Below are 23,410 nucleotides of genomic sequence, written 5' to 3'. Positions count from 1 at the left end.
GGGCAGGCGGGTCGAGCGTGCCCCTACTGCGAGCGGCGCGACAGCGACACGGCATAGGCCGGGGAGCGGATCGCGAACATCGGGTCGTCGGCCGGGCCGGCGATGCCGGCGGGGAGGTCCACCACCGGATCGAACGTGGCCGCGTCGCAGGTGGCGGCGGGCTCGAGAGCCGTGATCGCGAGGGTGCCGAGCTTCGTGCTCTTGCGGCTGTCCTCGGGCCACAAAGCGGTCGGGTCGGCGGTGGGGTCGCCGGCCTCGCCGTGGATCGCCACCAGGGAGAAGGTGGCCGGCCCCTTGGCGAGGCGGTCCTTCAACTCATCGGCATAGAAGCTGTCGGGCTTGGCCTTGAGGTCGTCTTCGCTCAGGCCGAGCTGTCCCGCATCCGCGACGGTCTTCAGCTTCACCACCCGCGCCTCGCCCTTGGCGTTCGTCAGCGTATAGGCATGGACGCCCCAGTAATCGACGCCGGCATAGCTCGCCGGAACCGGGCGGGCGTTGAGCCAGGCCGCCTGTTTCGTGGTCTCCGGATTGGCGGCGGCGAAAGCCTTGACCTTCTCGGCATCGGGTTTGCCGTCGGGCCCGGGCGCGCGGACGGAGACGAAATCGAACAGCTGCTGGGGCGTGCGCGCCGAGAAGACCGGCGCGGAAATGATGACGAGGACAAGGTCGCCCGCCGGGTCGCGCAGGCGCATGGCGAAGCCCCGCGTCACCGGTTTGGCCTTGTCCGACACGTTCGGATTGCTGCCGCCCATGGAGAATCGCGCGGTCACCGGCACGGTCTTGGCGAAATGCGGTGCCTTCGACAGCCCCGCCGCCTCGGCCGAGGGTGTGAACTGCCCGGTGAGGCAGACGCCCTTGGCGCCGCTGGCCCGCACGCCGGCCTTGTTGCCGCCGGCCACGAACTGGCCGTTGACGATGGCGGCGGCATCCGCCTCCTCGGCCTGGACCGGAGAGGCGAGGGCGAGCGCCATGGCGCAGCCGGTGGCGACGATCGTAGATTTCATGGCGCTGTTTCCCCCGTCGCCCGGCTCGCATCGGCATGGGCCGGCAAAACTCGATGGCGCACAATCGAATTATAATATGTACAGGGTAACGGCGGCGTGACAAGCGGCAGCGTGGCGGATTTCAGGCCTCGGCCTCGGCCCGGACCCGGTGGAACACCTCCAGATGCGCCGGCTCCGGCGGGGTGCCCCGCACGCGCGCGAAGGCGAGGCGGAAGAGGTCTTCCGGGTCGCGCTCGGACAGGCGCACGAGCGGCGCCGCATCGACGGCCTCCGCGACCGGATCGGCCGCCGCCGTCACGCGGGTATCGACGATGCGGACGGGGAAGCCTTCGGCGATCCGGTCCACCTCCGCGCGGTGGCCCGGCCCCAGCCCCTCGCGGGCGAGGCGGACCTGAATATAGGGCCGCTCCTCCATCGGCAGGGCCGGGTCGAGGCCCAGCGCCTTGAGATGGTCGCCGAGTTCGGAGAGCCGCATGTCGCCGCGCGGTGGCAGGCGCAGGAACGGAACCGGGCGCGGGATCGGGATGTGTTCCACCCGGGCCGGTCCATCGCCGAGGGTGACGAGGCTCACCCCATGCGCGTAGGGCTGCTCGGTGGCCGAGAGCGGGATCAGCGAGCCGGAATACCGCACCATCCCGCCACCGATGGTCTGGGCCTTGTGGAGATGGCCCAGCGCCACGTAATCGGCCTCCACCGGGAACACGTCGGGTGGCACGGCATGTTCGCCTCCGACCAGGATGCGGCGCTCGGCCCCCTCAGATTCGGTCCCCCCGGCCACGTGCAGATGCCCGGTGAGGAGAAGCGGCAGGCCGGAGAGATGCGGCGTCGCCGCCTCCATCACCTGGGCGTAGAGGGCCCGCACGGCCCGGACGATGGGGGAGCCCTCCTCCCGGCGTAGGGGCGGCAGGCAGGCGGCGGTGGGATAGGACACGGCCAGGATCTGGGCCGCCACGTGGCCGTTCCTGAGGATCGGCACGAGATGACGCTCGATGGACAGGGCGCCGTCGCGGCGGCGGACATTGCCGATGACCCGAACCCCGATGGCCTCGAGGATCGGGCTCGGCGCTTCGAGACGCCCGGCCGCGTCGTGATTGCCGGCGGTGAGGACGATGGTCATGGAAGGGCGCGCCCGGTGCAGGCGCACCAGCACCTCGTAGAGCAAAGCCTGCGCCTCGCCCGACGGGTTCTGGCTGTCGTAGACGTCGCCCGCCACCACGAGGGCGTCGACCTCGTGGCCGACGACGATGGCTTCGAGATGGGCCAGCGCCCTCGCATGCTCGTGGGTGCGCGAATAGCCGCGCAGTGACTGCCCGATATGCCAGTCGCCCGTATGCAGCACGCGGATCACGTCATCGCCTCCAACTCGCCCGGACATTGTCTGTGCGGCGAGGAGGCTTGTAGCGCGCCGCCGCCACCGGTCCTACCCGGTGGCCCGCCTCCGCTTGTCGGATAGACGCTTAACGGCAGACCGTCACGTTCTTGACCACCCAGCCTTCGCCCGCCTGCCACAGCTTGCGGCGGCTGCGACCGCAGCGGAGTTCGTCCGGCTCGGCCGAGGTCCAGGTGACGCCGGGTGCCTCCGTCGAGGTGGTCTCGGCGGCCTCCTTGGCGAGGGAACCGGTGGCGACGGGCGCAGGCTTCGTCTTCACCGTGTTGGCCTTCACCGTCCGCGACCTTTTGGCGGGTTTCGTCCGGGAGGCTCCGGCTTTGGCGGAGTCGACGGCCTTGGCCGCCGGCGACGAGAGGGCGGGCTTCGGACCCGCGAAAGCGGGGCTCTCCCCCGCGAGTGTCAGCCCGAAGGCGAGCGTCAGGACCGACGCGCCGAGGCGTGCGAAAGAAGAGATCGGCACAGGATTCGTCCGTCTTCCAAAGATGTGATGGTGTTGAAATGCAGCGCCTTATGTCGATGCGGACGGATATTTTTGCAATCGCAAGGATCGATGAAATCGGACATCTCCCGCATATTCTCGCGGCATGATGAAAGGTCGGTGGATTCTCCCTTCCCGGACCGTGCCGCCGGTCCGATCGTACCGCAATGCTGATGAGCGACGGCCCGGCGTGACGGCGGCCCCTGGTCTTGCTAAGTCACCGCCCAATCTTGGCTTTAGTCCTCGCGCCCTGGCGAGCGGCCCATCTTTGAGTACCTCATGTCCGAACGCCCCCTCATCGAGCGTCCCACTCTTCCCTTCAGCCGGCGGACCCTGCTGAGCGGCGCCGGCGCGACCCTGGTCCTGGCCGGTTCACCGCTCGCCGCTCTGGCCCAGGTCCGTGGCCGCCTCGCCATCGAATCCGACGACGGATACGGCCCCTATGACGACGACCGTCTCTACCGGGACGAGGCCGGACGGCTCTATCGCCGCCGTGGCGGTCGCTACGAGCCCTATCGCGAGCGCGCCACCGCACCGCGTTTCGAGGACGACCCTGATTCGGATCCCTATGCTGATCCGAACGCCCGCCGCCGTGCCGAGCAGCCGCCGGCGAACCAGGGCAACCCCGTCTCGCGTCCGGTGGACAATGGGCCGATCGACTACGCCCGGGCCTATGCGGCGATCACCGACGAGCCTTTCCCGGTCCATGCCTTCAACTGGCGCAAAGCGAACCCGAACTTCCTTCGCCAGGAGATCGCCTATACGGGCGCGGAGCCTCCGGGCACCATCGTGGTCGATCCGCGCGCGCACCACCTCACCCTGGTTCAGCCCAACGGGCGGGCGCGACGCTACGGCGTGGGCGTCGGCAAGCAGGGCTTCTCCTGGTCCGGTGTCTCGACGGTGAATTCCAAGCAGATGTGGCCGGATTGGTATCCGCCCAAGGAGATGATCGCGCGGACGCCCAAGCTCGCCCGCTCGGTGACCCAGCTCCAGAGCGGCCTCGGCGTGCCCGGCGGCTCCCGCAACCCGCTCGGTGCGCGGGCGCATTACCTCTGGCAGGACAACAAGGACACACTCTACCGCATCCACGGCACCCTGGAGCCCGAATCCATCGGTCTCAGCGTCTCGTCCGGCTGCATCCGCATGATCAACCAGGACGTGATCGACCTCTACGGCCGCGTCGAGATCGGCACGCGGGTCGTCGTGCTGACCTGAGGTCGCTTGGCCCCGGCGGGCATGGCCCGCCGGATTCCACCGCGGCGCCGGCATCCGGGGCCGTGTGAGTGTCACGACAGCGCGAGCGTCACCGTGCCGGGCTCGGGAATCGGAACTTCCCTCGCCTCTCTGGCTTCTTCCCGTCACAGGGTGTGCGCTGAGCGCCGCCCACGATCGGAATTCAACCGGAGTTATGACGTCATGGCAAAGAGTTTGAGCGGGCGTACGCGTGTCGATGGGGATCGCCTGAACACCCCGACCGATCTCGCCCCCGAGGCGACGAAGAAGATCGCCGAGGGCCTGACCGTGCTGCTGTCGGACCTCTTCGCCTTGTACGTGAAGACGAAGAACTTCCACTGGCACGTGAGCGGCCCTAACTTTCGCGACTATCACCTGATGCTCGACGAGCAGTCGCAGCAGATCTTCGCCATCATCGACGACGTCGGTGAGCGCGCCCGCAAGATCGGCGGCACGACCCTGCGGTCGCTGGGTCAGGCCTCGCGGCTGTCCCGCGTCGAGGACAACGACGCCGAGTATGTCAGCCCGCTCGAAATGCTGGCCGAGCTGCGCGACGACAACAAGACTCTCACCGCCAACATGCGTGAGCTCCACGAGGTAACGGACGAGGCCAAGGACGTCTCCACCACCAGCCTGCTGGAAGAGTGGATCAACCAGTCCGAAGAGCGGACATGGTTCCTCTACGAGGCGACCCGCAATGCCACCGAGGGCGGCCACTAATCTTCACCGTCTCCCCATCGAGACATGGAAAAAAGGCCCCGCATCGAAGGATGCGGGGCCTTTTTCCGATTGTCTCCAGCTGTTGGCCGGAGCGGCGACAGCCTCACAAGGCGAGGGTGATCTCGCCTTCGCGGACAGCGCGCTCGGCTCCGCCGGCCTTGATCCGGTAGAACGGCTCGCCGGTCTGGTCCTCGGGAACGAGGCGGACGATCTCGAAGACGTCGGTCGGATCGGCCTTGAGGTCGGCATAGCCGATGCGCTCGCGGCGCACGCGCTGCCCGAGCTTGAATTTATGGGCCATGAGATATGCCTTTCTGAGCGGACGCAAACGGTTCTGCGTCCTCGGACGGGTATTCGTGGTCGCGCGTCGCCTTGCCGGAAGGCACAGGACCGAACATCGGCCTGCCTTGCGGAAAAGGACGAGATGGGCGGCAACCCCGTCCGGAGATGCCACCCTGCGCTCGAACCCACACGAAGGACCGAGCCAACCCATTGACCGTCGCTGCCCCGATCATGCCGGAGCGGCCACGACATTGCAGCCGGACAGCGCCATCATCGAACGTCATGTTCGGTAAAGCCGTCCGGTTGTTCGTTCCGAAACATCGGCTCTCGCAGGGCGGAATCCGTCGCGAGGCCGGAGACTTCGGAGGCGAATGCCTTACTTGCGCGCCTTCGCCTTGCGGGCGGCGTAGCGGGCATCGCGCTGCTGCTTCTGCTCGATGCGAGCGGCGGCGGCGAGGGCGATCTTCTCTTCGGCGACGCGGGCCGCTTCGATGGCCTGGCGCTCACGCTCGGCCTCGGCCTCGGCGACGGCCTGGGCGGCGGCGGCGGCGCGCTCGGCCTCACGGGCGGCGACGCGGATCTCGCGCTCACGGGCAATGGCCTCACGCTCGGCCTTGCGGGCGAGAACCGTCGGATCGTCAGCGGCCGGCCGGTCGCGGAAACGCGCCAGGGCGGCCTGACGGGCTTCTTGCGAAGCCTTGAGGCGGTCGGTCATGGAGTTTTCGTTGAATTGGCTCACACAGAATCCTGGTCTGGGAAGCGGCCGGGAACGACCGCGGGACAGTGGACGAGGCTCCGAACCGAACCGGTCGGGAGATGGATAAAAACGCAGGAAGCCGCTCTCCAATGGAGAGCGGCTCCTTGTCCAATGTCAGGCTCTCGTAGGAGCCTCACATGGCCCATATGCGATATGGTTCAGGCGGCCTGGAGATTGCCGGCGGACTGCTTGCCGCTGCGCTTGTCGGTTTCCATTTCGTAGGAGACCTTCTGGCCTTCGGCGAGACCACGCATTCCTGCGCGCTCGACAGCGGAGATGTGCACGAACACATCGTTGCCGCCGTTATCCGGCTGGATGAAGCCGAAGCCCTTTTGCTCGTTGAACCACTTAACAGTACCGACAGCCATCATAATCCTTCGCCCTTGCGGGCATCATAGTTCGGAGGTCCGCACGAAGATGTACGGCCTTCTCCGTTGTCTCGATTCGCACCCGACTTCCGCTCTGCGAAAGCTCTTTGGCTCACACAGATGAAAATCTGATCACGCTTCGATCTCTGTTATGTACTCTCAATGGCGGGATTTAGCAAATGCCATGAAAAACTTGGGTTTTATTTTCGAGCACGGAGGGAAATTTCCGCCGGTGGCCAGTCAATACGGGCGCTGATTTCGCTCTGCCGAGAGGCCTCATTCGGCCGGGGAGGAGCCCAGCGGCAGGTCCATCTGGGCGCTCTCGGTATCGCGCCCGCTGCGGCGGTCGAGAAAGCCGAGGATCGGCGAGACGCTTACCCCGTGCAGGACGATGGAGAGCAGGATGGTCAATCCCGCCGTGCTCCAGAGCAGGCTCGCCCCCTCGAAGGCCGCATGGCCGGAGGCGTAGGCGAGATAGTAGATCGTGCCGAGCCCCCTGATCCCGAAGATGCTGATCACCGCGCGTTCGGCGGCGGGCTGATCGTGCCCGAGGAGGCTGATCCAGCCGCAGAGCGGCCGGACCACGAAGATGACCAGAAGCGCGAAGGCGACGCCCGCCCAGGTGAGGTCGCGCAGGAGTCCGCCGCCGATGGCGAGTCCGAAGCCGACGAGAAGGATCATCATCGTCAGGCGCTCGAACGCTTCGGCCGACCCGTGCAGCGCGTGATGGTAATCGTGGCCGTGGTCGGACCAGCGCATGGCCAGCGCCGCGACGAAGACGCCGATGAAGCCGTAGCCATGCACGGCCTCCACGGCCGCATAGGTCAGGCAGGTGATGCCGAGGGCCACGAAACCGTCGCCCGTCCGCGAGAGCCGTGCCCGGTTCGGCAGGTGGAAGGTCAGCCAGCCGAAGCCCCGCCCGATCGCGGCACCCAGCGCGACGCCGGCCAGGATCTTCCACACCAGCGAGACGCCGACCCATTCGGTCCACCCGGCGGCGCTCAGGCCGTTCGCGGCCACGAGGGCGATGGCGAGGTGAACGAAGGGGAAGGCGAGCCCGTCATTGAGCCCGGCCTCCGAGGTGAGGCCGAACCGCATATCGTCCTCGACGCCCTGTGACGGCGGGCCGACCTGGACCTCGGAGGCGAGGACCGGGTCGGTCGGCGCGAGGGCGGCGGCGATCAGGAGGGACGAGGCGAGGCCGAGGGCGAGGAGATGAGAGGCCAGGAACCCGAGGATCAGGATCGTCAGCGGCATGGCGAAGGCGAGGAGACGCCATGTCACCATCCAGCTTTTCCAGCCGACCCTGCGGTCGAGCTTCAGCCCGGCCCCCATCAGCGAGATGATGACGACGAATTCGCTGACCTTCTCGATCAGGCGCAGATGCTGCTGAGGCCGGGGTGAGAAGTCGGCGATTCCGGGGATCAGCGAGAGGCCGGCCCCGATCGCGACGCAGCAGATCGGCAGCGACAGCGGCAGCTGCCGAAGCACCATCGGCAGCCAGGCGGTGAGGAGCACGAGGGCGCCAAAGCCCCCGAGCATGATGACATAGGCGTCCATAACCCGCGATTCGTCCCTGTACGCTCTTCGCCGGAATCACCACGACCCATACGCAAGACCGATTGTTCACCTTCAGCATGTCGTATGGGAGCGACGCCGTTGCGGGCCGCTCCCGATCCATCCTCAGCGCGTGCCCGACCGCATCGTCATGTCGGGGTTGAGATCGACCCATTGGCGCGTCTCCGCCGCCCGGTAGAGCGCCTCGATCAGGCGGACGTCGCGCAGGCCCATCTCGCCCGGCGTCCGCAGCTCTCCGCCCTCGGCGATGATCTGCGAGAGGTGGTCGATCTCGCCGGTGAACTGCACGGCATCGCCTTCGGCCGTCAGGACCTCGTCGGCCCGCTTGGCGTCGCTGACGACGAGCCGGTTGCCCTGGTAGGCGGTGCCGGGATCGAGGGTCGCCACGCCCTTCTCGCCCCAGATGTCGATCCGCTTCTTGTCGGAGCTGTAGCCCGACGAGACCGTGGCGCGCCGGCCCGAGGGAAAGACCAGCTGCGCCGTGAACACGTCCTCGACCTGCCCGAAACGCGGATCGCCTTCCGGCGAGTGCATCGAGGCCGAGACCGAGGACGGGCTCTCGCCGAAAAACCATTGCAGGCCGTTGAGGCCGTAGATGCCGATATCCACGAGCGATCCGCCGCCGGCCACGGCCTTCAACATGCGCCACTGGTCGCGCGGCCGCGACGGCTCCAGGGGGCGGTGGTGGTCGGAGGAGGCGAAGCGGACGTCGCCGAACTCGCCCTTGTCCATCATCGCCTTGGCGCGCAGGTTATGCGGCTCCCAATGGACCCGGTAGGCGATCATCAGGCGGCGGTCGGCGGCCTTGGCAGCGTCGATCATCCGCTGGCAATCGGCGGAATTGGTAGCCATCGGCTTTTCGCAGAGAACGTGCTTGCCCGCCTCCAGCGCCTTGATGGTCAGGTCGGCATGGGTGGAGTTCGGCGTCACGATGTAGACGGCCGCAATGTCCTTGTTGTCGGCCATCTTCCCCATCGTGCCGTAATCGTAGATCCCCCCGGCCTCGACTCCGTAGCGGGCCGCGACGGCTTTGGCCTTGTCGGGATTGCCCGAGACGAGGGCCACGGTCTTCGAGCGGCGGGCCCGTTCCAGAGCGGGCAGAACCTGGGCCTGGGTGAAATCGCCGAGGCCGACCACGGCCCAGCCGAGATGCTTGTCGCGCGGCAGGGGCGGCGGCTGGTCGAGCTTGGGCTCGGGCCGGCCGGTGGGGGTGGTGGGGATCGCCTGCGAGGCGGCGCGCTCGGAAGCCAGTACACCGCCGATTCCGGCGAGGCTGCCGGCCATGAAGAGGCGGCGGGACGGCGTCGTATGCGAGGCGTCGGACATCGTATCTCCGGATCCAGGAGGGTTAAATCTCGCGGCCGGATCGAGGATGCCGCCCCCTGACAACGCATGACGCTCCAATCGGATTCCATCGGAACCTGCGGTGGAGGCGCGCGGGGCGGATTAAAACACGAGACCCATCTCGGTGGGTCTCGCGCGACAGGCGGTTTTTACTGGGACGTGGTTTTTACTGGGACGTGGTTGTTACTTGAACGTCTTGCGGGGGTCGAAAGCGTCACGGACGGCTTCGCCGGCGAAGATGAGCAGGCTCAGCATCACCGCCACCACGAAGAAGCCGGTCAGCCCGAGCCAGGGGGCCTGGATGTTGTCCTTGCCCTGCGCCAGCAACTCGCCGAGGGAGGCCGAGCCGGGAGGCAGGCCGAAGCCGAGGAAGTCGAGGGAGGTCAGCGTGCCGATCGAGCCGTTGAGGATGAACGGCATGAAGGTCAGCGTCGCCACCATGGCGTTGGGCAGGAGGTGCCGGCTCATGATGCGGATGTTGGAGAGGCCGAGCGCACGGGCGGCGCGGACATATTCGAAATTGCGCGCCCGCAGGAACTCGGCGCGCACCACGCCGACCAGGGCCACCCAGGAGAACAGCAGCAGGATGCCCAGCAGCACGAAGAAGCCCGGCGCGATGAAGGCCGAGATGATGATGATGAGGTAAAGGGTCGGGATGCCGCTCCAGACCTCGATGAAGCGTTGCAGGGACAGATCGACCCAGCCGCCGAAATAGCCCTGCACCGCCCCGGCGATCACGCCGATCACCGAGGAGACGATGGCCAGGATCAGCCCGAACAGCACCGAGATGCGAAAGCCGTAGATGACGCGGGCCAGCACGTCGCGGGTGGTGTTGTCGGTGCCGAGCCAGTGCATCTCCAGGCCCTTGCACCCCTCCCGGCCCGTGGTCTCCGCGCCATTCTGCTTCGCCGCCGCCTGGCATTGCTCGTCCGTGAGCATCCAGGTGGGCGGCGAAGGCGAGGGGGTCGGCAGCCCGTCGATGATCGTGTCGTAGGAATAGGGGATCGGCGGCCAGACCGCCCAGCCGTGATCGGCTATCTCTTTCCGCGTCTCCGCCGACCGGTAGTTCGGCCGCGCATAGAACCCGCCGAACTTTTCGTCCGGATAATCGATCAGGACGGGAAACAGGATCTCGCCCTTGTACGAGACCACAAGGGGCCGGTCGTTGGCGATGAATTCGGCGAACAGGCTCAAGCTGAACAGGCCGACGAAGATTACGAACGACCAGAGGCCGAGCCGGTTGCGCCGGAAATTCGAGAGCCGCCGCCGGTTCAGCGGCGACAGCCCCCGTGCCGTCGGCACGAGGGGAGGCGGAGTGGCAACGGGGACGGCTTCCGCGGGGCGGGCGATCTCGTTCATGAGACCGCCCCTATTGGATTGTGCGTCAGCCGTCGAGACGGACGGCCGTTCCCTCGATCTCGTTGGGGCGCAGGCCGCCGGTCTTCTCGAGGTGGCGGCGCAGCAGGCGCACGTTGCGACGATTGGCCTTGAACGCGGCATCGAAGATGTCGCCGGCCAGTGGGACGGCACCGATCACCCCGTCGAAGGCCACGTTCATGGCCATGCGGGCGAGCAGCCATTTCGGCGCACCGAGGCGACGTGCCTCGTAGACGATGTAGGAGGCGAGCAGCATGCCCGCCGCATCGCCGATGATCGGAACGAGGCCGACGACGGCGTCCAGCCCGACCCGCCGGTTGATGCCGGGGATCACGAACGCCGAGTCCATGATGTGGGCGAACTGCTCCAGCCGCAGCAGCGCGGCCTCCGGGCTGTCGGGCTCGGCGTGGAAGCGTGTGGCGGTGCCATCGCGCCGGCCGAAGGCGCCGTTGGGCAATTCGCGAGTGGCGAAGACGGCGTCGTTGAAGGCCATGGCGGGGCTCCGGGGGATGCGCGTCGTGGTCATGATGCAGGATGTGGCCCTGCCCGGGGCAAGCTGCAAGCACCGGGCCCGCACGGCCGTGCCGCTTCATCAATCGCTGCTCCGCATCAAACCCGCGAGACGGTCCAGCGCCGCGTCGAGGGTCGCATCCTGCTTGGCGAAACACAGCCTGACGAGGTTGCGCACGGCCCCCTGCGCATAGAAGGCGCTGATGGGAATCGCCGCCACCCCGTGCTCCCGCACGAGATGCTGGCAGAAGGCGACGTCGTCCGCGCAGCCGAGGCGCGGCCCCAACTCGCCGATGTCGATGGTGAGGAAGTAGGTCGCCTGCGACGGCAACACAGAGAAGCCGAGGCCTGCGAGTCCGGTGCTCAGCCGGTCGCGCGAGCGGGCGAACCGGGCGCGCATCTCGAGGAAATAGGCCTCGTCCTTGGAAAGCCCGTAGGCCACCGCCTCCTGCAGGTTCGGCGGTGTGGTGAAGGTGAGGAACTGGTGCGCCTTCGAGACCACCTTGAGCAGAGCCGGTGCCGCCATGACGAACCCGACCTTCCAGCCGGTCAGGCTGAAGATCTTGCCGGCCGAGCCGATCTTTACGGTTCGGTCCCGCATGCCCTCGAACCCGATCAGCGGGCGATGGGGCCGTCCATCGAAGGTCACGTGCTCCCACACCTCGTCGCAGATGGCGGTCACGTCGAATCGCTCGCAGAACCTCGCCAGCAATGCGAGATCCTGTTCCCCGAACATCGTCGCGGTCGGGTTCAGCGGGTTGTTGAGAACGACGACGCGGGTGCGCTCGGAAAAAGCTTCCGCCAGCGCCTCTTCGTCGAGGCGGAAATGCGGAGGCCGCAGGGTGACGAAGCGCGGGATGCCGCCGGCCTGCCGGATGATCGGCAGGTAGGCGTCGTACATCGGCTCGAACAGCACGACCTCGTCGCCGGGCGAGACCAGGGCGAGCAGGCTCGCGGCCAGGGCCTCGGTGGCGCCCGACGTCACCATCACCTCGGTGTCGGGATCGAGAGCGAGGGCCTGATGGCGCTCGTAATGGGCGGCGATGGCGCGGCGAAGCACCGGCAAACCCATCATCGGCGGATATTGGTTGTAGCCGTCGCGCAGGGCATCGGCGGCCTTCTCGCGCACATCCGCCGGCCCGGGATCGTCCGGGAAACCCTGTCCGAGATTGATCGCCCCGAGCTCGCGCGCCAGCACCGACATCACGTCGAACACGGTATTGGGGAGGTCGGCGAAAACAGGGTTCATCCGGGAAACGCTCGTGGGCGATAAACTGAAGCTGACGTCGTCCGTCCCCTCGGTAGCATGGGCGTTTCGGGCCGGAAATCGTGCTTTCGGGAACGTGCGCGATCGCACGCCCCTCCGCCCCTAATCCCGGACCGCGCCTGACGATTGTTGACATTCATCAGGCGTAACGTAGGTTCTGGACATGGCCGGAGCGGTCGCCGCTCAACAGGAACACCGCCCCCTCGTTTCGGTTGGGCGACGTACCGCTCCGGTCCTTCCCAAGAAGCCGATCCCCCCAAGGATTGAAGTCGTCGCTCCGGCTCGGGGCGGCGGCTTTTTCCGCGTTCCGCTTGTGCTTCGATGGTCCTCCGGGTTAGCGACCTCGTATCGGATCACGAGGACGACCGCGTTGAGTACCCGCGCCTGCTGCGCCCTTGCCTTCCTCATCGCCCTGGCGGGAGCGGGATTGCGCCTCGCCATGCCGGTGACGCCGCCGGACGCGGCCTACCACGCGGTGGTCGAGGCCTACCCGTCGAAGCCACTCCCCTGAAGGCTTCCCCCGATCCGCCGCCGGAACGTCGGAAACAACCCGGAAACTTCCGCGCCGCACTGGCGTCGCAATAATCCGGCATGCCCGGCCGCGATGCTGAGCGATCGATCGACGGGTAAGACCCACCGGCAACCCAGCGCGGCTCCCGGCACTGTCCCGGATCGGCGCCCCGCTGCGCGGTGGTCGCGCCCCCTGTTCCCTCGGGACTCACGTCGCCATTTCGTCCAGACTGCGCGGTGCCGTTCGGGAGCGATCGGCTGGATTGTCGAGGCATGAACGAACAATCGCCCATCCGGACCGAAACGGCCCGGGAATTCAGACCGGACACCCCGGCGCCGACGCGCCGGCGAAGCCGTGTGGGAACATGGTTGATCCTGCTCCTCCTCCTCGCCGGGGCGGGAGCGGCCGGCTACAGATTCTATCTCGCGCCCAAGCTCGCTCCCAAGACGGAGAGCACGGCCGACGGCGCGCCCGCCCGCGGCAAGGGCGCCCGTGGACGTCCGGGCGACATGCCACAGGCGGTCGGGGTCGCCACGGTCTCCACCGGCGAGATCCCGGTGGTGCTGTCGGGCCTCGGCACGGTGACACCGCTCGCCACCGTGACGATCCAGTCGCAGATCAGCGGCTATCTCACGGAGATCGGCTTCCGCGAGGGGCAGACCGTGAAGAAGGGCGATTTCCTCGCCCAGATCGATCCGCGCATCTACGAGGCGCAACTCGCCCAGTACCAGGGCCAGCTCGCCCGCGATCAGGCCCTGCTGCAGAATTCGAAGCTCGACCTCGCCCGTTTCCAGCGCCTCAGCCTGCAGGATTCGATCTCGAAGCAGAACGTGGACACGCAAGCGGCCCTGGTGAAGCAGAACGAGGGCACGGTCGCCATCGACCAGGCCCAGGTCGACCAGCAGAAGCTCAACATCGCCTATACGCGCATCGTCTCGCCCGTCGAGGGCCGCGTCGGCCTGCGCCAGATCGACCAGGGCAATTACGTCACTGCCGCCTCCACCAACATCGTGGTGGTGACGCAGCTGCATCCGATCTCAGTGGTGTTCACCCTGCCCGAGGACGACGTGGCGCGCGTCATGCGCCGCCTGCGCTCGGGCGCGAAGCTCACGGTGACCGCCTATGACCGGGGCGATGCCAACGTGCTCGCCACCGGCACCCTCGACACGGTGGACAACCAGATCGACACCACCACCGGCACGGTGAAGTTGCGCGCGCTGTTCGACAACAAGGACGAGAGCCTGTTCCCGAACCAGTTCGTGAACGCCAAGCTCACCGTGGATACGGTGCGGGACACGCCCATCGTCCCCACCGCCGCGATCCTGCGCGGCACGCCCGGCGCCTATGTCTACCTGCTCGACAGCGACGACAAGGTCGTGGTCCGGCCGATCACCGTCGGCGAGGCCGATGGCACGCGCAGTGCCGTCACCAAGGGGCTGGCGGTCGGCGACCGTGTCGTGGTCGATGGAACCGACCGCCTGCGCGACGGCGCCAAGGTCCGCGTCACCGAGGGCGGCAAGGGGCAGCCGGCGGCACCCGGCGAACCTGCGGCGCCCGGCCAAGCCGCACCTGGCCAAGCCGCACCTGGCCAAGCCGCACCTGCAACCGACGCCCCGGCCACGACATCGACCCCCGCCGCCGGGACACCTCCCGAAAACCCGCCGCAGAAGCGCGAGCGCCGCAGAGAGCGGCCGGCGGCGCAGCCGTGATAGTCACTCTCGACGCCGTTTCTCCCTCCCCCCTCTGCGGGGGAGGGTGCCTGCGGAGCAGGCGGGAGAGGGGACGACCTCTCCGCATAGGGCGCTCCCCTCTCCCGACCCACTGCGTGGGCCACCCTCCCCCGCAGCGGGGGGAGGGGAGGGGCGGCGCGCCCGTCATGGCCGTTACCCCATGAACCCGTCCCGCATCTTCATCCTGCGTCCCGTCGCCACCACGCTGTTCATGCTGGCGATCCTGCTGGTCGGCATGGTGTCGTACCTGAACCTGCCGGTCTCGGCCCTGCCGTCGGTGGAGTACCCGACGATCCAGGTGCAGACCTTCTATCCCGGCGCGAGCCCGGAGGTGATGACCTCGGCGGTGACGGCGCCGCTGGAGCGGCAGTTCGGCCAGCTCGCCAACCTCAACCAGATGACCTCGCAGAGTTCTGCGGGCGCGTCGGTGATCACGCTCCAGTTCAGCCTGGATCTCGGCCTCGACATCGCGGAGCAGCAGGTCCAGGCGGCGATCAATGCGGCGGGCAACCTGCTGCCCTCCGACCTGCCGGCGCCACCCATCTACGCCAAGGTCAACCCGGCCGACGCGCCGATCCTGACCCTGGCCCTGACCTCGACGACGATGCCGCTCACCCAGGTGCGCGATCTCGCCGAGACGCGGCTCGCCCAGAAGATCAGCCAGGTCTCCGGCGTCGGCCTGGTCAGCATGGGCGGCGGTCAGCGGCCGGCGGTGCGCGTGCGCTTCAACTCTCGGGCGCTGGCCGCCTACGGCCTCAACATCGACGACCTTCGCACCACCATCACCAACCTCAACGTCAACACGCCGAAGGGTACGATCGACGGGCCGACCCAGTCCTACGCCATCAACGCCAACGACCAGATCCGCGATCCGAAGGCCTACGAGCAGGCGATCATCGCCTACAAGAACGGCTCGGCGGTGCGGCTCTCGGATGTGGCCGACGTGGTCAACGGCCCGGAGAACACCAAGCTCGGCGCCTGGATGGACGAGACGCCCGCCGTCATCCTCAACATCCAGCGCCAGCCCGGTGCGAACGTCATCGCCACCGTCGACAAGATCAAGGCGCTGCTGCCCCAGCTGCAGGGGACGCTGCCCGCCGCGATCACGGTGACGCCGCTCACCGACCGCACCACCACCATCCGCGCCTCGGTCCACGACGTGCAGGTGGAACTGGCGCTCGCCATCGGCCTCGTGGTGCTGGTGATCTTCCTGTTTTTGCGCAGCCTGTCCGCGACGCTGATCCCGAGCCTGTCGGTACCGCTCTCGCTCATCGGCGCGCTCTCGATCATGGATCTCTACGGGTTCTCCCTCGACAACCTGTCGCTGATGGCGCTGACCATCGCCACCGGCTTCGTCGTCGACGACGCCATCGTGGTCATCGAGAACATCGCCCGCCACGTGGAGGAGGGCGATTCGCCGATGGAGGCGGCCCTGAAGGGCAGCAGCGAGATCGGCTTCACCATCATCTCCCTCACGGTCTCGCTCATCGCGGTGCTGATCCCGCTCCTGTTCATGGGCGACGTGGTGGGGCGCCTGTTCCACGAATTCGCGATCACGCTCGCCGCCACCATCGTGATCTCGGCGGTGGTCTCGCTCACCCTGGTGCCGATGCTGTGCGCCCGCCTGCTCAAGCACGCGCCGGAGGCGGAGCGCCGCGAAGGATTCATCGGGCGGGCCGGGCGTAGGGCCATGGACGGGGTGATCGCCGGCTACGGGCGGATGCTGCGCATCGTCCTCAACCACCAGGGCCTGACCCTGGTGGTCACCCTCGGCACCATCGCGCTCACCGCCTACCTGTTCGTGGTCATCCCCAAGGGGTTCTTCCCGGTCCAGGATACCGGCGTCATCCAGGGCGTGACCCAGGCCGACCAGACCGTCTCCTATGCCGAGATGGCCGACCGCCAGCAGCAACTCGCCCGGATCGTCCTGCAGGACCCGGATGTGGCGAGCCTGTCCTCGTTCATCGGTGTCGACGGCCAGAACGTCACGCTGAATTCCGGACGGTTCCTCATCAACCTGAAGCCGCATGAGGGCCGCGCTACCGATGCCAGCGCCATCATCCGCCGCCTGAAGGAAGCGACGCGCGGGGTCGCCGGCATCCGGCTCTACATGCAGCCGGTGCAGGACCTCACCATCGATACGGCGGTGAGCGCGACGCAGTACCAGGTGATCCTGGAGAACCCGAACCTCTCGGAATTCGAGACCTGGGTGCCGCGCTTCGTCCAGGCGCTGCAGCGCTCGCCGCTGCTGTCGGACGTGGCGAGCGACCTCCAGGGCAACGGGTTGGCGGCCTACATCACCATCGACCGGCCCACCGCGGGCCGCTACGGCATCACCCCCGCCACCGTGGACAACGCGCTCTACGACGCCTTCGGCCAGCGCATCGTCTCGACGATCTTCACCCAGTCGAACCAGTACCGGGTGATCCTCGAGGCCGACCCGGACCTGCACAAGACTCTCGACAGCCTCAACGGCATCTTCCTGCCCTCCTCCACGGCGGCCTCGGGCCAGGTGCCGCTTTCGGCGGTGGCGCGGATCAGCGAGCGCCGGGCGCCGCTTCTCATCAGCCATCTCGGACAGTTCCCGGCCACCACCGTCTCGTTCAACCTCGCCGAAGGCGCGGCGCTGGGCGATGCGGTGCAGACGATCGAGGCGGCGCGAAAGGAGATCGACCTGCCGCCGAGCTTCCGCGTGGTGCCGCAGGGCTCGGTCTTCGCCTTCCAATCGGCGCTCTCGAACCAGCTCTTCCTGGTGATCGCCGCCATCGTCACCGTCTACATCGTGCTCGGCGTGCTCTACGAGAGCTTCGTCCATCCGATCACGATCCTCTCGACCCTGCCCTCGGCGGGGATCGGCGCCCTCGTCGGGCTGATGCTCTTCGGCATGCCGCTGGACATCATCGGCGTCATCGGCATCGTGCTGCTCATCGGCATCGTGAAGAAGAACGCGATCATGATGATCGACTTCGCGCTCCAGGCCGAGCGCGAGGAGGGCATGGCCCCGCGCGACGCGATCTACGAGGCCTGCCTGCTGCGTTTCCGCCCGATCCTGATGACGACGCTGGCCGCCCTGTTCGCGGCGGTGCCGCTCATTCTCGGCACCGGCGTCGGTTCCGAACTGCGCCAGCCGCTCGGCATCGTCATCGCCGGCGGCCTCATCGTTTCCCAGGTGCTGACCCTGTTCACCACCCCGGTGATCTACCTCGCCTTCGACCGCCTGGAGCGCCGGTTCAAGCGCGGCGGCGGCGCGAAGGCTGCGGGGGTGACGCCGTGATCCGGGACCTTGCCGTCACTCTCCCTCCCCCCTCTGCGGGGGAGGGTGGCCCCCGAAGGGGGTCGGGAGAGGGGAACCCGGTTTCCGGATCGGACGCGCCGAGCGACGATGGGCGGACCCTTGTCAGACCCACTCCACATCTGCGTGCGTTCGCTCGCGAGCAACGCCGGCTTCGTACCCTTGCCGAGGATGCGTTCTGGCAGCAGGTGCGCGGTAGCCGCTTCCGTGGGCTCAAATTCAGACGCCAGGTTCCCCTGCCGCCCTACATCGCCGATTTCCTCTGCGCGTCCGCCCGTCTGATCGTCGAACTCGACGGAGCCCCGCATGACGAGGCCGAACGCCGTGATCGCGACGCCGCGCGCGATGTCTGGCTGCGGGAGCAGGGATTCGAGATTCTGCGCTTCCCGAATGACCGTGTCCTGAGCGATCTCGCCTCGGTCCTCGACTCGGTCGGCGCGACCGTCGAGGCGCGGCTGGCTCGCGCCGCGTCCGGCCGCGTCGCTCCCCTCTCCCGACCCGGCCTGACGGCCGGGCCACCCTCCCCCGCAGAGGGGGGAGGGAGTATGCGCCCGGCCTCCCGCCCATGAACGTCTCCGAACCGTTCATCCGCCGTCCGGTCGCCACGACGCTGCTCACCATCGGGGTGCTGCTGGCGGGGATCTTTGCGTTCTTCAAGCTGCCGGTGGCGCCGCTGCCGCAGGTGGATTTCCCCGTCATCCTGGTCCAGGCGCAGATGGCCGGGGCCTCGCCCGAGACCATGGCGACGACGGTGGCGGCCCCCTTGGAGCGGCGGCTCGGCATCATCGCCGATGTGGGCGAGATGACCTCTACCAGTTCCGTCGGGACGGTGCGGATCGTCCTGATGTTCAATCTCAACCGCGACATCGACGGGGCCGCCCGCGACGTGCAGGCAGCGATCAACGCCGCGCGGGCCGACCTGCCCACCGCCCTGCGCTCGAACCCGACCTATCGCAAGTTCAACCCGGCCGATGCGCCGATCCTGATCCTCGGGCTCACCTCGAACACCCTGTCGCCGGGCCAGCTCTACGATTCCGCCGCCACGGTGGTGCAGCAGAAGATGTCCCAGCTCCCCGGGGTGGGGAATGTCGATATCGGCGGCTCGTCGCTCCCGGCGGTGCGGGTCGAACTCGATCCCACCGCCCTCTACAATTACGGGATCGGGCTCGAAGGGGTGCGCGCCGCGATCGCCTCGGCCAACGCCAATTCCCCGAAAGGCGCAATCGAGACCGACACCCGCCATTACCAGCTCTACGCCAACGACCAGGGCCGGGTGGCGGCGGATTACCGTGACATCGTCGTGGCCTACCGCAACGGGGCGGGCGTGCGTCTCACCGATGTGGGCAAGGTCGAGGATTCGGTGGAGGACAAGCGTAATCTCGGCCTCGTGAACGGCCGGCCGGGCGTGATCCTGTTCATCTACAAGCAGCCCGGCTCCAACGTGGTCGACACCATCAAGGCGGTGAAGGCGGCGCTGCCGCAGGTCCAGGCAGCGCTGCCGGGAGACATCGACCTCACCGTCACGGGCGACCGCAGCGCCACGATCCGCGCCTCCCTCGCGGAGACCGAGGAGACCCTGATCATCGCGGTCGTCCTCGTCATCGGCGTGGTCTTCGCCTTCCTGCGCTCCGGCCGGGCGACCCTGATCCCGGCCGTGGCCGTGCCGATCTCGATCATCGGCACCTTCTCGGCCATGTACCTGCTGGATTACAGCCTCGACATCCTGTCGCTGATGGCCCTCATCATCGCGACGGGCTTCGTGGTGGACGACGCCATCGTCGTCCTGGAGAACATCCAGCGCCATATCGAGCTCGGAAAGCCGAGGGTGGAGGCCGCCCTCACCGGGTCGAAGGAGGTCGGCTTCACCGTCATCTCCATGACCCTGTCGTTGATTGCGGTGTTCATCCCGATCCTGCTGATGGGGGGGATCGTCGGGCGGCTGTTCGAGGAATTCGCCGTCACCCTGTCCCTGGCGATCCTGATCTCGCTGGTCCTCTCGCTCACCACCACGCCGATGATGTGCGCGCTGCTGCTCAAGCGTGAAAGCGTGCCGGAGGGAGAGGCGCCGCGCCGCCCCAACCTCCTGATCCGGGGGCTGGAAGGCGCCTTCGAGGGAACGCTGCGCGCCTATGAGCGCACCCTGCGGATCGCCCTCGCTCATCGCCGCCTGGTGCTGCTCACGCTGTTCGCGACGATCGGGCTCAACGTCTATCTCTACATCATCGTCCCCAAGGGCTTCTTCCCCGAGCAGGATACCGGGCAGATGATGGGCGGCATCCAGGCCGACCAGCGCATCTCGTTCCAGGCGATGAAGCAGAAGCTGGAACAGGCGACCGCCATCGTGCAGGCCGATCCGGCGGTGGACAGCGTCGTGGGCTTCACCGGCGGGCGCGCCACCAACTCGGCCAACGTCTTCGTCGGCCTGAAACCGCGGGGCGAGCGCGCCTCGATCACCGAGGTGATGACCCGGCTGCGGCCGAAGCTGGCCCAGGTGGCCGGTGCCCGGCTGTTCCTGTTTCCGCGCCAGGACCTGCGCATGGGCGGGCGCCAGAGCTTCGCCCAGTACCAGTACACCCTGCAGGGCGACACGGCCGACGAACTCTATGCGGCGGCGCCCCGGCTCGTGGAGGCGCTGCAGAAGAATCCGGTCTTCGCCGATGTCACCTCAGACCAGCAGGAGGGCGGGTTGGAGAGCCGCCTCGTCATCGACCGGGCCACCGCCTATCGCTACGGCATCACGCCGGACAAGATCGACAACACCCTCTACGACGCCTTCGGCCAGCGGCAGGTCTCGACGATCTACAACCCGCTCAACCAGTACCATGTCGTGATGGAGATCGCGCCGCGCTACCTGCAGAGCCCGGAGACGTTGAAGACCGTCTTCGTCTCGACATCGGGCGGCAAGGCGCGCGGCTCGGCCATCACCAACGCGGTGGCCGGGACGGTGGCGGGGGCCGCGACGACGGGGACGACGGCCTCCACCATCGCCGCCGATTCCGCCCGCAACGCCGCCTCCAACGCCATCGCGGGCGGGGCGGGGGCCTCGTCCAGCGCACCCGTTTCGAGCGCCAAGGAGACGATGATCCCGCTCTCGGCCTTCGCCCGGGTCGAGACCGCGAACGCGCCCGTGCAGGTGAGCCACCAGGGCCTGTTCGTGGCTACCACGCTCTCGTTCAACCTGGCGCCGGGCAAGAGCCTCTCGGACGCCACCGCCGCCATTGAGGAGGCGGAGGCGGCCTTACGCCTGCCGGCCACGATCCACGGAGAATTCGCAGGCGCGGCCAAGACCTTCCAGGCCTCGTCCTCGCGCCAGCCGCTGCTGATCCTGGCGGCTTTGCTGGCCGTCTACACGATCCTCGGAATCCTCTACGAGAGCTTCGTCCATCCGGTGACGATCCTCTCGACACTGCCCTCGGCCGGCATCGGCGCGCTGCTGGCGCTCCTCGTCTCCGGCACGGAATTCACCATCATCGCGCTGATCGCGGTGTTCCTGCTTATCGGGATCGTGAAGAAGAACGCGATCATGATGATCGACGTGGCGCTGGACGCCGAGCGCACGCGCGGGGCCACACCGAAGGATGCGATCTTCGAGGCCTGCCTCTTGCGCTTCCGGCCGATCATGATGACAACGCTGGCGGCCCTGCTCGGCGCCCTGCCTCTCATCCTCGCCGGGGGCGAGGGGTCGGAGATGCGCCGCCCCCTGGGCATCGCCATCGCCGGCGGCCTGATCGTGAGCCAGCTCCTGACCCTCTACACCACACCCGTCGTCTACCTCTATCTCGACCGCCTCCGCCGGCGTCGCCCGGCCTTGGGCGTGGTTCCGGGCGCGGCCGAATGAGCGTGGGCGGTTTGACGGACGGTCGCCTGCGCGGGCTCGTGGCTTCCCTTTCGAGGGGAAGCGCACCGCTTCCAGACGACGGCGCAGGTTCCCTCTCCTGGAAGGAGAGGGACAGGGTGAGGTGTGCGACCTTTTCGGAGGTGTCACACACCTCACCCCAACCCTCTCCTTCCAGGAGAGGGAGCACGTTGTGCTTGCCCCTCGCCCTTCTCTCTCTCTCTGCAACCCTTTCCGGCTGTATGGTCGGGCCCGATTACTCCCGGCCCTCCGTGGAGACTCCTCTCGCGTTCAAGCAGGGCGGAATGCGCGAGGACAGCGTGGCCCATGTCGCCACGCGGAAGGGCTGGCGCGCGGTGCAGCCCAATGACGGGGCCGAGCGCGGCGATTGGTGGCGCGTGTTCCGCGATCCCGCCCTCGACCGGCTGATCCGCCTCGTCGACGTGGACAACCAGAACCTGCGCGTCTCCCTGGCCTCCTACGACCAGGCGCGCGGCCTCGTCGCCCAGGCGCGCTCGGCGCTCTACCCCACGGTCATCGGCGCGCCGACGATCACGCGCTCGCGGACGCTCGGCACCGAGCGCACCTCGGTCTCGCTCCAGGCCCAGGCCTCGTGGGAGCTCGACCTGTTCGGCCGCATCCGGCGCAACATCGAGAGCGAGGTCGCCAATGCCCAGGCGAGCGCGGCGGATCTGGCGGCGGTGCGCCTGGCGATCCAGTCCGAGGTCGCCACCAACTATTTCAGCCTGCGCTACCAGGACTCGCTCCAGCGTCTGCTGAACGAGACGGTGGAGGCCTACAAGAAGAGCCTCGCCATCACCGAGAACCAGTACAATGCCGGCGTGGCGGCCCGTTCCGACGTGATCACGGCGCAGACGCAGGTGCAGTCGACCCAGGCCCAGGCCATCGCGGTGGGCCTGCAGCGCGCGACCTTCGAACACGCCATCGCGACGCTGATCGGACGGCCGCCCTCCGAATTGTCCCTGCCGAAGGGGAGCCTGCCGAAGACGCCGCCCGCGGTTCCGGTGGGCATTCCCTCCGCCCTGCTGGAGCGGCGCCCGGACATCGCGCAGGCCGAGCGCAGCGTGCAGTCCCAGAGCGAGCAGATCGGCGTCGCCGTGGCGGCCTTCTACCCGACCCTGGTCCTCTCGGGCTCGGGCGGCGTCTCGGGGCTGACCAGCAACGGCGTCTTCTCGGCCGCGAACCAGGTCTGGTCGGTGGCCGCGGCCGGCAGCGAGACCCTGCTCGATGGCGGCGCCCGCACCGCCGCCGTGCAGATCGCGAGAGCCGCCTACGACGCCACGGTGGCGACCTACCGCCAGACCGTGCTCACCGCCTTCGCCGAGGTGGAGAACGGCTTGGCCGGGGTGCGCATCCTCGCCCGGCAGCAGGCGGCGCAGGAGGAGGCCGTAGCCTCCGCCCGCCGCGCCGTGGAGATCACCCTCAACGAGTACCGGGCGGGTACCCAGAACTTCACCACGGTCATCACCGCCCAGGCGTTGGAACTGAACAACGAAGTGACCGCCCTGCAGGTGCGGCTCAACCGCTTCACCACGGCGGTGAGCCTCATCCGGGCGCTGGGCGGCGGCTGGGACGTCCGCAGCCTTCCGACGCCCGACGAACTCAAGGGCGACCGCCTGCCGATCGACCGGGGCCAAGCCGTCCGCACGGACGAGTAAGCCGTCCGCACGGACGAGTGAGCCGTCCGCTGCGGGCGGATGGCGAGGGATTGCA

19 protein-coding genes are annotated in these 23,410 nt (G+C 67.9%); 8 read left to right on the top strand and 11 right to left on the bottom strand.

The window, feature by feature from the left end:
• Positions 1 to 23 precede the first annotated feature (23 nt).
• The 3 genes from AC0IXR_RS15690 to AC0IXR_RS15680 form a co-directional block, all read right to left on the bottom strand.
• The gene (locus AC0IXR_RS15690; RefSeq protein WP_471761400.1) at positions 24 to 1,004 is read right to left on the bottom strand and encodes a catalase family peroxidase; all 981 of its coding nucleotides are present in this window, start codon (positions 1,002 to 1,004) and stop codon (positions 24 to 26) included.
• Positions 1,005 to 1,125: 121 nt separating this feature from the next.
• Entirely contained in the window at positions 1,126 to 2,352 is a 1,227-nt protein-coding gene (locus tag AC0IXR_RS15685) for an exonuclease SbcCD subunit D (RefSeq protein ID WP_471761399.1), read from the bottom strand.
• A gap of 109 nt (positions 2,353 to 2,461) precedes the next feature.
• On the bottom strand, positions 2,462 to 2,854 hold the full coding sequence (locus tag AC0IXR_RS15680) for a hypothetical protein (protein WP_471761398.1): 393 nt from the start codon (positions 2,852 to 2,854) through the stop codon (positions 2,462 to 2,464).
• A 297-nt stretch (positions 2,855 to 3,151) separates the two neighbouring features.
• On the opposite strand from AC0IXR_RS15680, the gene AC0IXR_RS15675 reads away from it, so the two are divergent.
• Positions 3,152 to 4,087 (top strand): L,D-transpeptidase, encoded by a 936-nt coding sequence (locus AC0IXR_RS15675; RefSeq protein WP_056422644.1) that lies wholly within the window; start codon positions 3,152 to 3,154, stop codon positions 4,085 to 4,087.
• 201 nt (positions 4,088 to 4,288) lie between these two features.
• On the top strand, positions 4,289 to 4,825 hold the full coding sequence (locus tag AC0IXR_RS15670; RefSeq protein WP_056422641.1) for a Dps family protein: 537 nt from the start codon (positions 4,289 to 4,291) through the stop codon (positions 4,823 to 4,825).
• Positions 4,826 to 4,928: 103 nt separating this feature from the next.
• On the opposite strand, the gene AC0IXR_RS15665 is transcribed toward AC0IXR_RS15670, so the two are convergent.
• The 8 genes from AC0IXR_RS15665 to AC0IXR_RS15630 all read right to left on the bottom strand — a co-directional run bounded on the left by AC0IXR_RS15665 (position 4,929) and on the right by AC0IXR_RS15630 (position 12,290).
• Complete coding sequence (locus AC0IXR_RS15665) at positions 4,929 to 5,126, bottom strand: hypothetical protein (protein ID WP_056422637.1); 198 nt, start codon at positions 5,124 to 5,126, stop codon at positions 4,929 to 4,931.
• 357 nt (positions 5,127 to 5,483) lie between these two features.
• On the bottom strand, positions 5,484 to 5,846 hold the full coding sequence (locus AC0IXR_RS15660) for a DUF6481 family protein (protein ID WP_280136526.1): 363 nt from the start codon (positions 5,844 to 5,846) through the stop codon (positions 5,484 to 5,486).
• A 176-nt stretch (positions 5,847 to 6,022) separates the two neighbouring features.
• Entirely contained in the window at positions 6,023 to 6,232 is a 210-nt protein-coding gene (locus tag AC0IXR_RS15655) for a cold-shock protein (protein ID WP_056423281.1), read from the bottom strand.
• 276 nt (positions 6,233 to 6,508) lie between these two features.
• Positions 6,509 to 7,792, bottom strand: a complete 1,284-nt coding sequence (locus tag AC0IXR_RS15650; RefSeq protein WP_207411058.1) for a cation:proton antiporter — start codon at positions 7,790 to 7,792, stop codon at positions 6,509 to 6,511.
• A gap of 123 nt (positions 7,793 to 7,915) precedes the next feature.
• Positions 7,916 to 9,136 carry a Gfo/Idh/MocA family protein gene (locus AC0IXR_RS15645; protein ID WP_461234790.1) on the bottom strand — a complete coding sequence of 407 codons (1,221 nt, stop codon included), beginning with the start codon at positions 9,134 to 9,136 and terminating at the stop codon, positions 7,916 to 7,918.
• Between the two features lie 201 nt (positions 9,137 to 9,337).
• A complete protein-coding gene (locus tag AC0IXR_RS15640) occupies positions 9,338 to 10,513 on the bottom strand; it encodes an ABC transporter permease (protein WP_471761397.1) in 1,176 nt (391 codons plus the stop codon).
• Between the two features lie 25 nt (positions 10,514 to 10,538).
• Positions 10,539 to 11,024, bottom strand: coding sequence for a DUF4112 domain-containing protein (locus tag AC0IXR_RS15635; protein WP_471761396.1), 486 nt, complete (start codon positions 11,022 to 11,024; stop codon positions 10,539 to 10,541).
• 99 nt (positions 11,025 to 11,123) lie between these two features.
• A complete protein-coding gene (locus AC0IXR_RS15630; protein WP_471761394.1) occupies positions 11,124 to 12,290 on the bottom strand; it encodes an aminotransferase in 1,167 nt (388 codons plus the stop codon).
• 388 nt (positions 12,291 to 12,678) lie between these two features.
• Between AC0IXR_RS15630 and AC0IXR_RS15625 the strand changes: the two genes are divergently transcribed.
• From AC0IXR_RS15625 to AC0IXR_RS15600, 6 genes are all read left to right on the top strand, one after another.
• Entirely contained in the window at positions 12,679 to 12,819 is a 141-nt protein-coding gene (locus AC0IXR_RS15625; RefSeq protein WP_200919012.1) for a hypothetical protein, read from the top strand.
• 272 nt (positions 12,820 to 13,091) lie between these two features.
• Entirely contained in the window at positions 13,092 to 14,528 is a 1,437-nt protein-coding gene (locus AC0IXR_RS15620) for an MdtA/MuxA family multidrug efflux RND transporter periplasmic adaptor subunit (RefSeq protein WP_471761393.1), read from the top strand.
• A gap of 181 nt (positions 14,529 to 14,709) precedes the next feature.
• A complete protein-coding gene (locus AC0IXR_RS15615) occupies positions 14,710 to 17,823 on the top strand; it encodes an MdtB/MuxB family multidrug efflux RND transporter permease subunit (RefSeq protein WP_471761392.1) in 3,114 nt (1,037 codons plus the stop codon).
• 140 nt (positions 17,824 to 17,963) lie between these two features.
• Complete coding sequence (locus tag AC0IXR_RS15610) at positions 17,964 to 18,410, top strand: endonuclease domain-containing protein (RefSeq protein ID WP_471761582.1); 447 nt, start codon at positions 17,964 to 17,966, stop codon at positions 18,408 to 18,410.
• Complete coding sequence (locus tag AC0IXR_RS15605) at positions 18,407 to 21,679, top strand: efflux RND transporter permease subunit (protein WP_461234783.1); 3,273 nt, start codon at positions 18,407 to 18,409, stop codon at positions 21,677 to 21,679. Before AC0IXR_RS15610 ends, AC0IXR_RS15605 begins: the two co-directional genes overlap by 4 nt.
• A 188-nt stretch (positions 21,680 to 21,867) precedes the next feature.
• On the top strand, positions 21,868 to 23,355 hold the full coding sequence (locus tag AC0IXR_RS15600; protein ID WP_311276500.1) for an efflux transporter outer membrane subunit: 1,488 nt from the start codon (positions 21,868 to 21,870) through the stop codon (positions 23,353 to 23,355).
• Positions 23,356 to 23,410 lie beyond the last annotated feature (55 nt).

The organism is Methylobacterium sp. AC832, from assembly GCF_979256025.1.
The sequence above is the reverse complement of the archived record's forward strand: the minus strand, read 5'-3'. Positions and strand labels throughout refer to the sequence as shown.

Coding starts and splice junctions, on each gene's coding strand:
- AC0IXR_RS15690 (WP_471761400.1), bottom strand. CDS start 1,004: ATGAAATCTACGATCGTCGCCACCGGCTGCGCCATGGCGCTCGCCCTC.
- AC0IXR_RS15630 (WP_471761394.1), bottom strand. CDS start 12,290: ATGAACCCTGTTTTCGCCGACCTCCCCAATACCGTGTTCGACGTGATG.
- AC0IXR_RS15675 (WP_056422644.1), top strand. CDS start 3,152: ATGTCCGAACGCCCCCTCATCGAGCGTCCCACTCTTCCCTTCAGCCGG.
- AC0IXR_RS15615 (WP_471761392.1), top strand. CDS start 14,710: ATGAACCCGTCCCGCATCTTCATCCTGCGTCCCGTCGCCACCACGCTG.
- AC0IXR_RS15640 (WP_471761397.1), bottom strand. CDS start 10,513: ATGAACGAGATCGCCCGCCCCGCGGAAGCCGTCCCCGTTGCCACTCCG.
- AC0IXR_RS15620 (WP_471761393.1), top strand. CDS start 13,092: ATGAACGAACAATCGCCCATCCGGACCGAAACGGCCCGGGAATTCAGA.
- AC0IXR_RS15605 (WP_461234783.1), top strand. CDS start 18,407: ATGAACGTCTCCGAACCGTTCATCCGCCGTCCGGTCGCCACGACGCTG.
- AC0IXR_RS15655 (WP_056423281.1), bottom strand. CDS start 6,232: ATGGCTGTCGGTACTGTTAAGTGGTTCAACGAGCAAAAGGGCTTCGGC.
- AC0IXR_RS15635 (WP_471761396.1), bottom strand. CDS start 11,024: ATGGCCTTCAACGACGCCGTCTTCGCCACTCGCGAATTGCCCAACGGC.
- AC0IXR_RS15670 (WP_056422641.1), top strand. CDS start 4,289: ATGGCAAAGAGTTTGAGCGGGCGTACGCGTGTCGATGGGGATCGCCTG.
- AC0IXR_RS15665 (WP_056422637.1), bottom strand. CDS start 5,126: ATGGCCCATAAATTCAAGCTCGGGCAGCGCGTGCGCCGCGAGCGCATC.
- AC0IXR_RS15650 (WP_207411058.1), bottom strand. CDS start 7,792: ATGGACGCCTATGTCATCATGCTCGGGGGCTTTGGCGCCCTCGTGCTC.
- AC0IXR_RS15645 (WP_461234790.1), bottom strand. CDS start 9,136: ATGTCCGACGCCTCGCATACGACGCCGTCCCGCCGCCTCTTCATGGCC.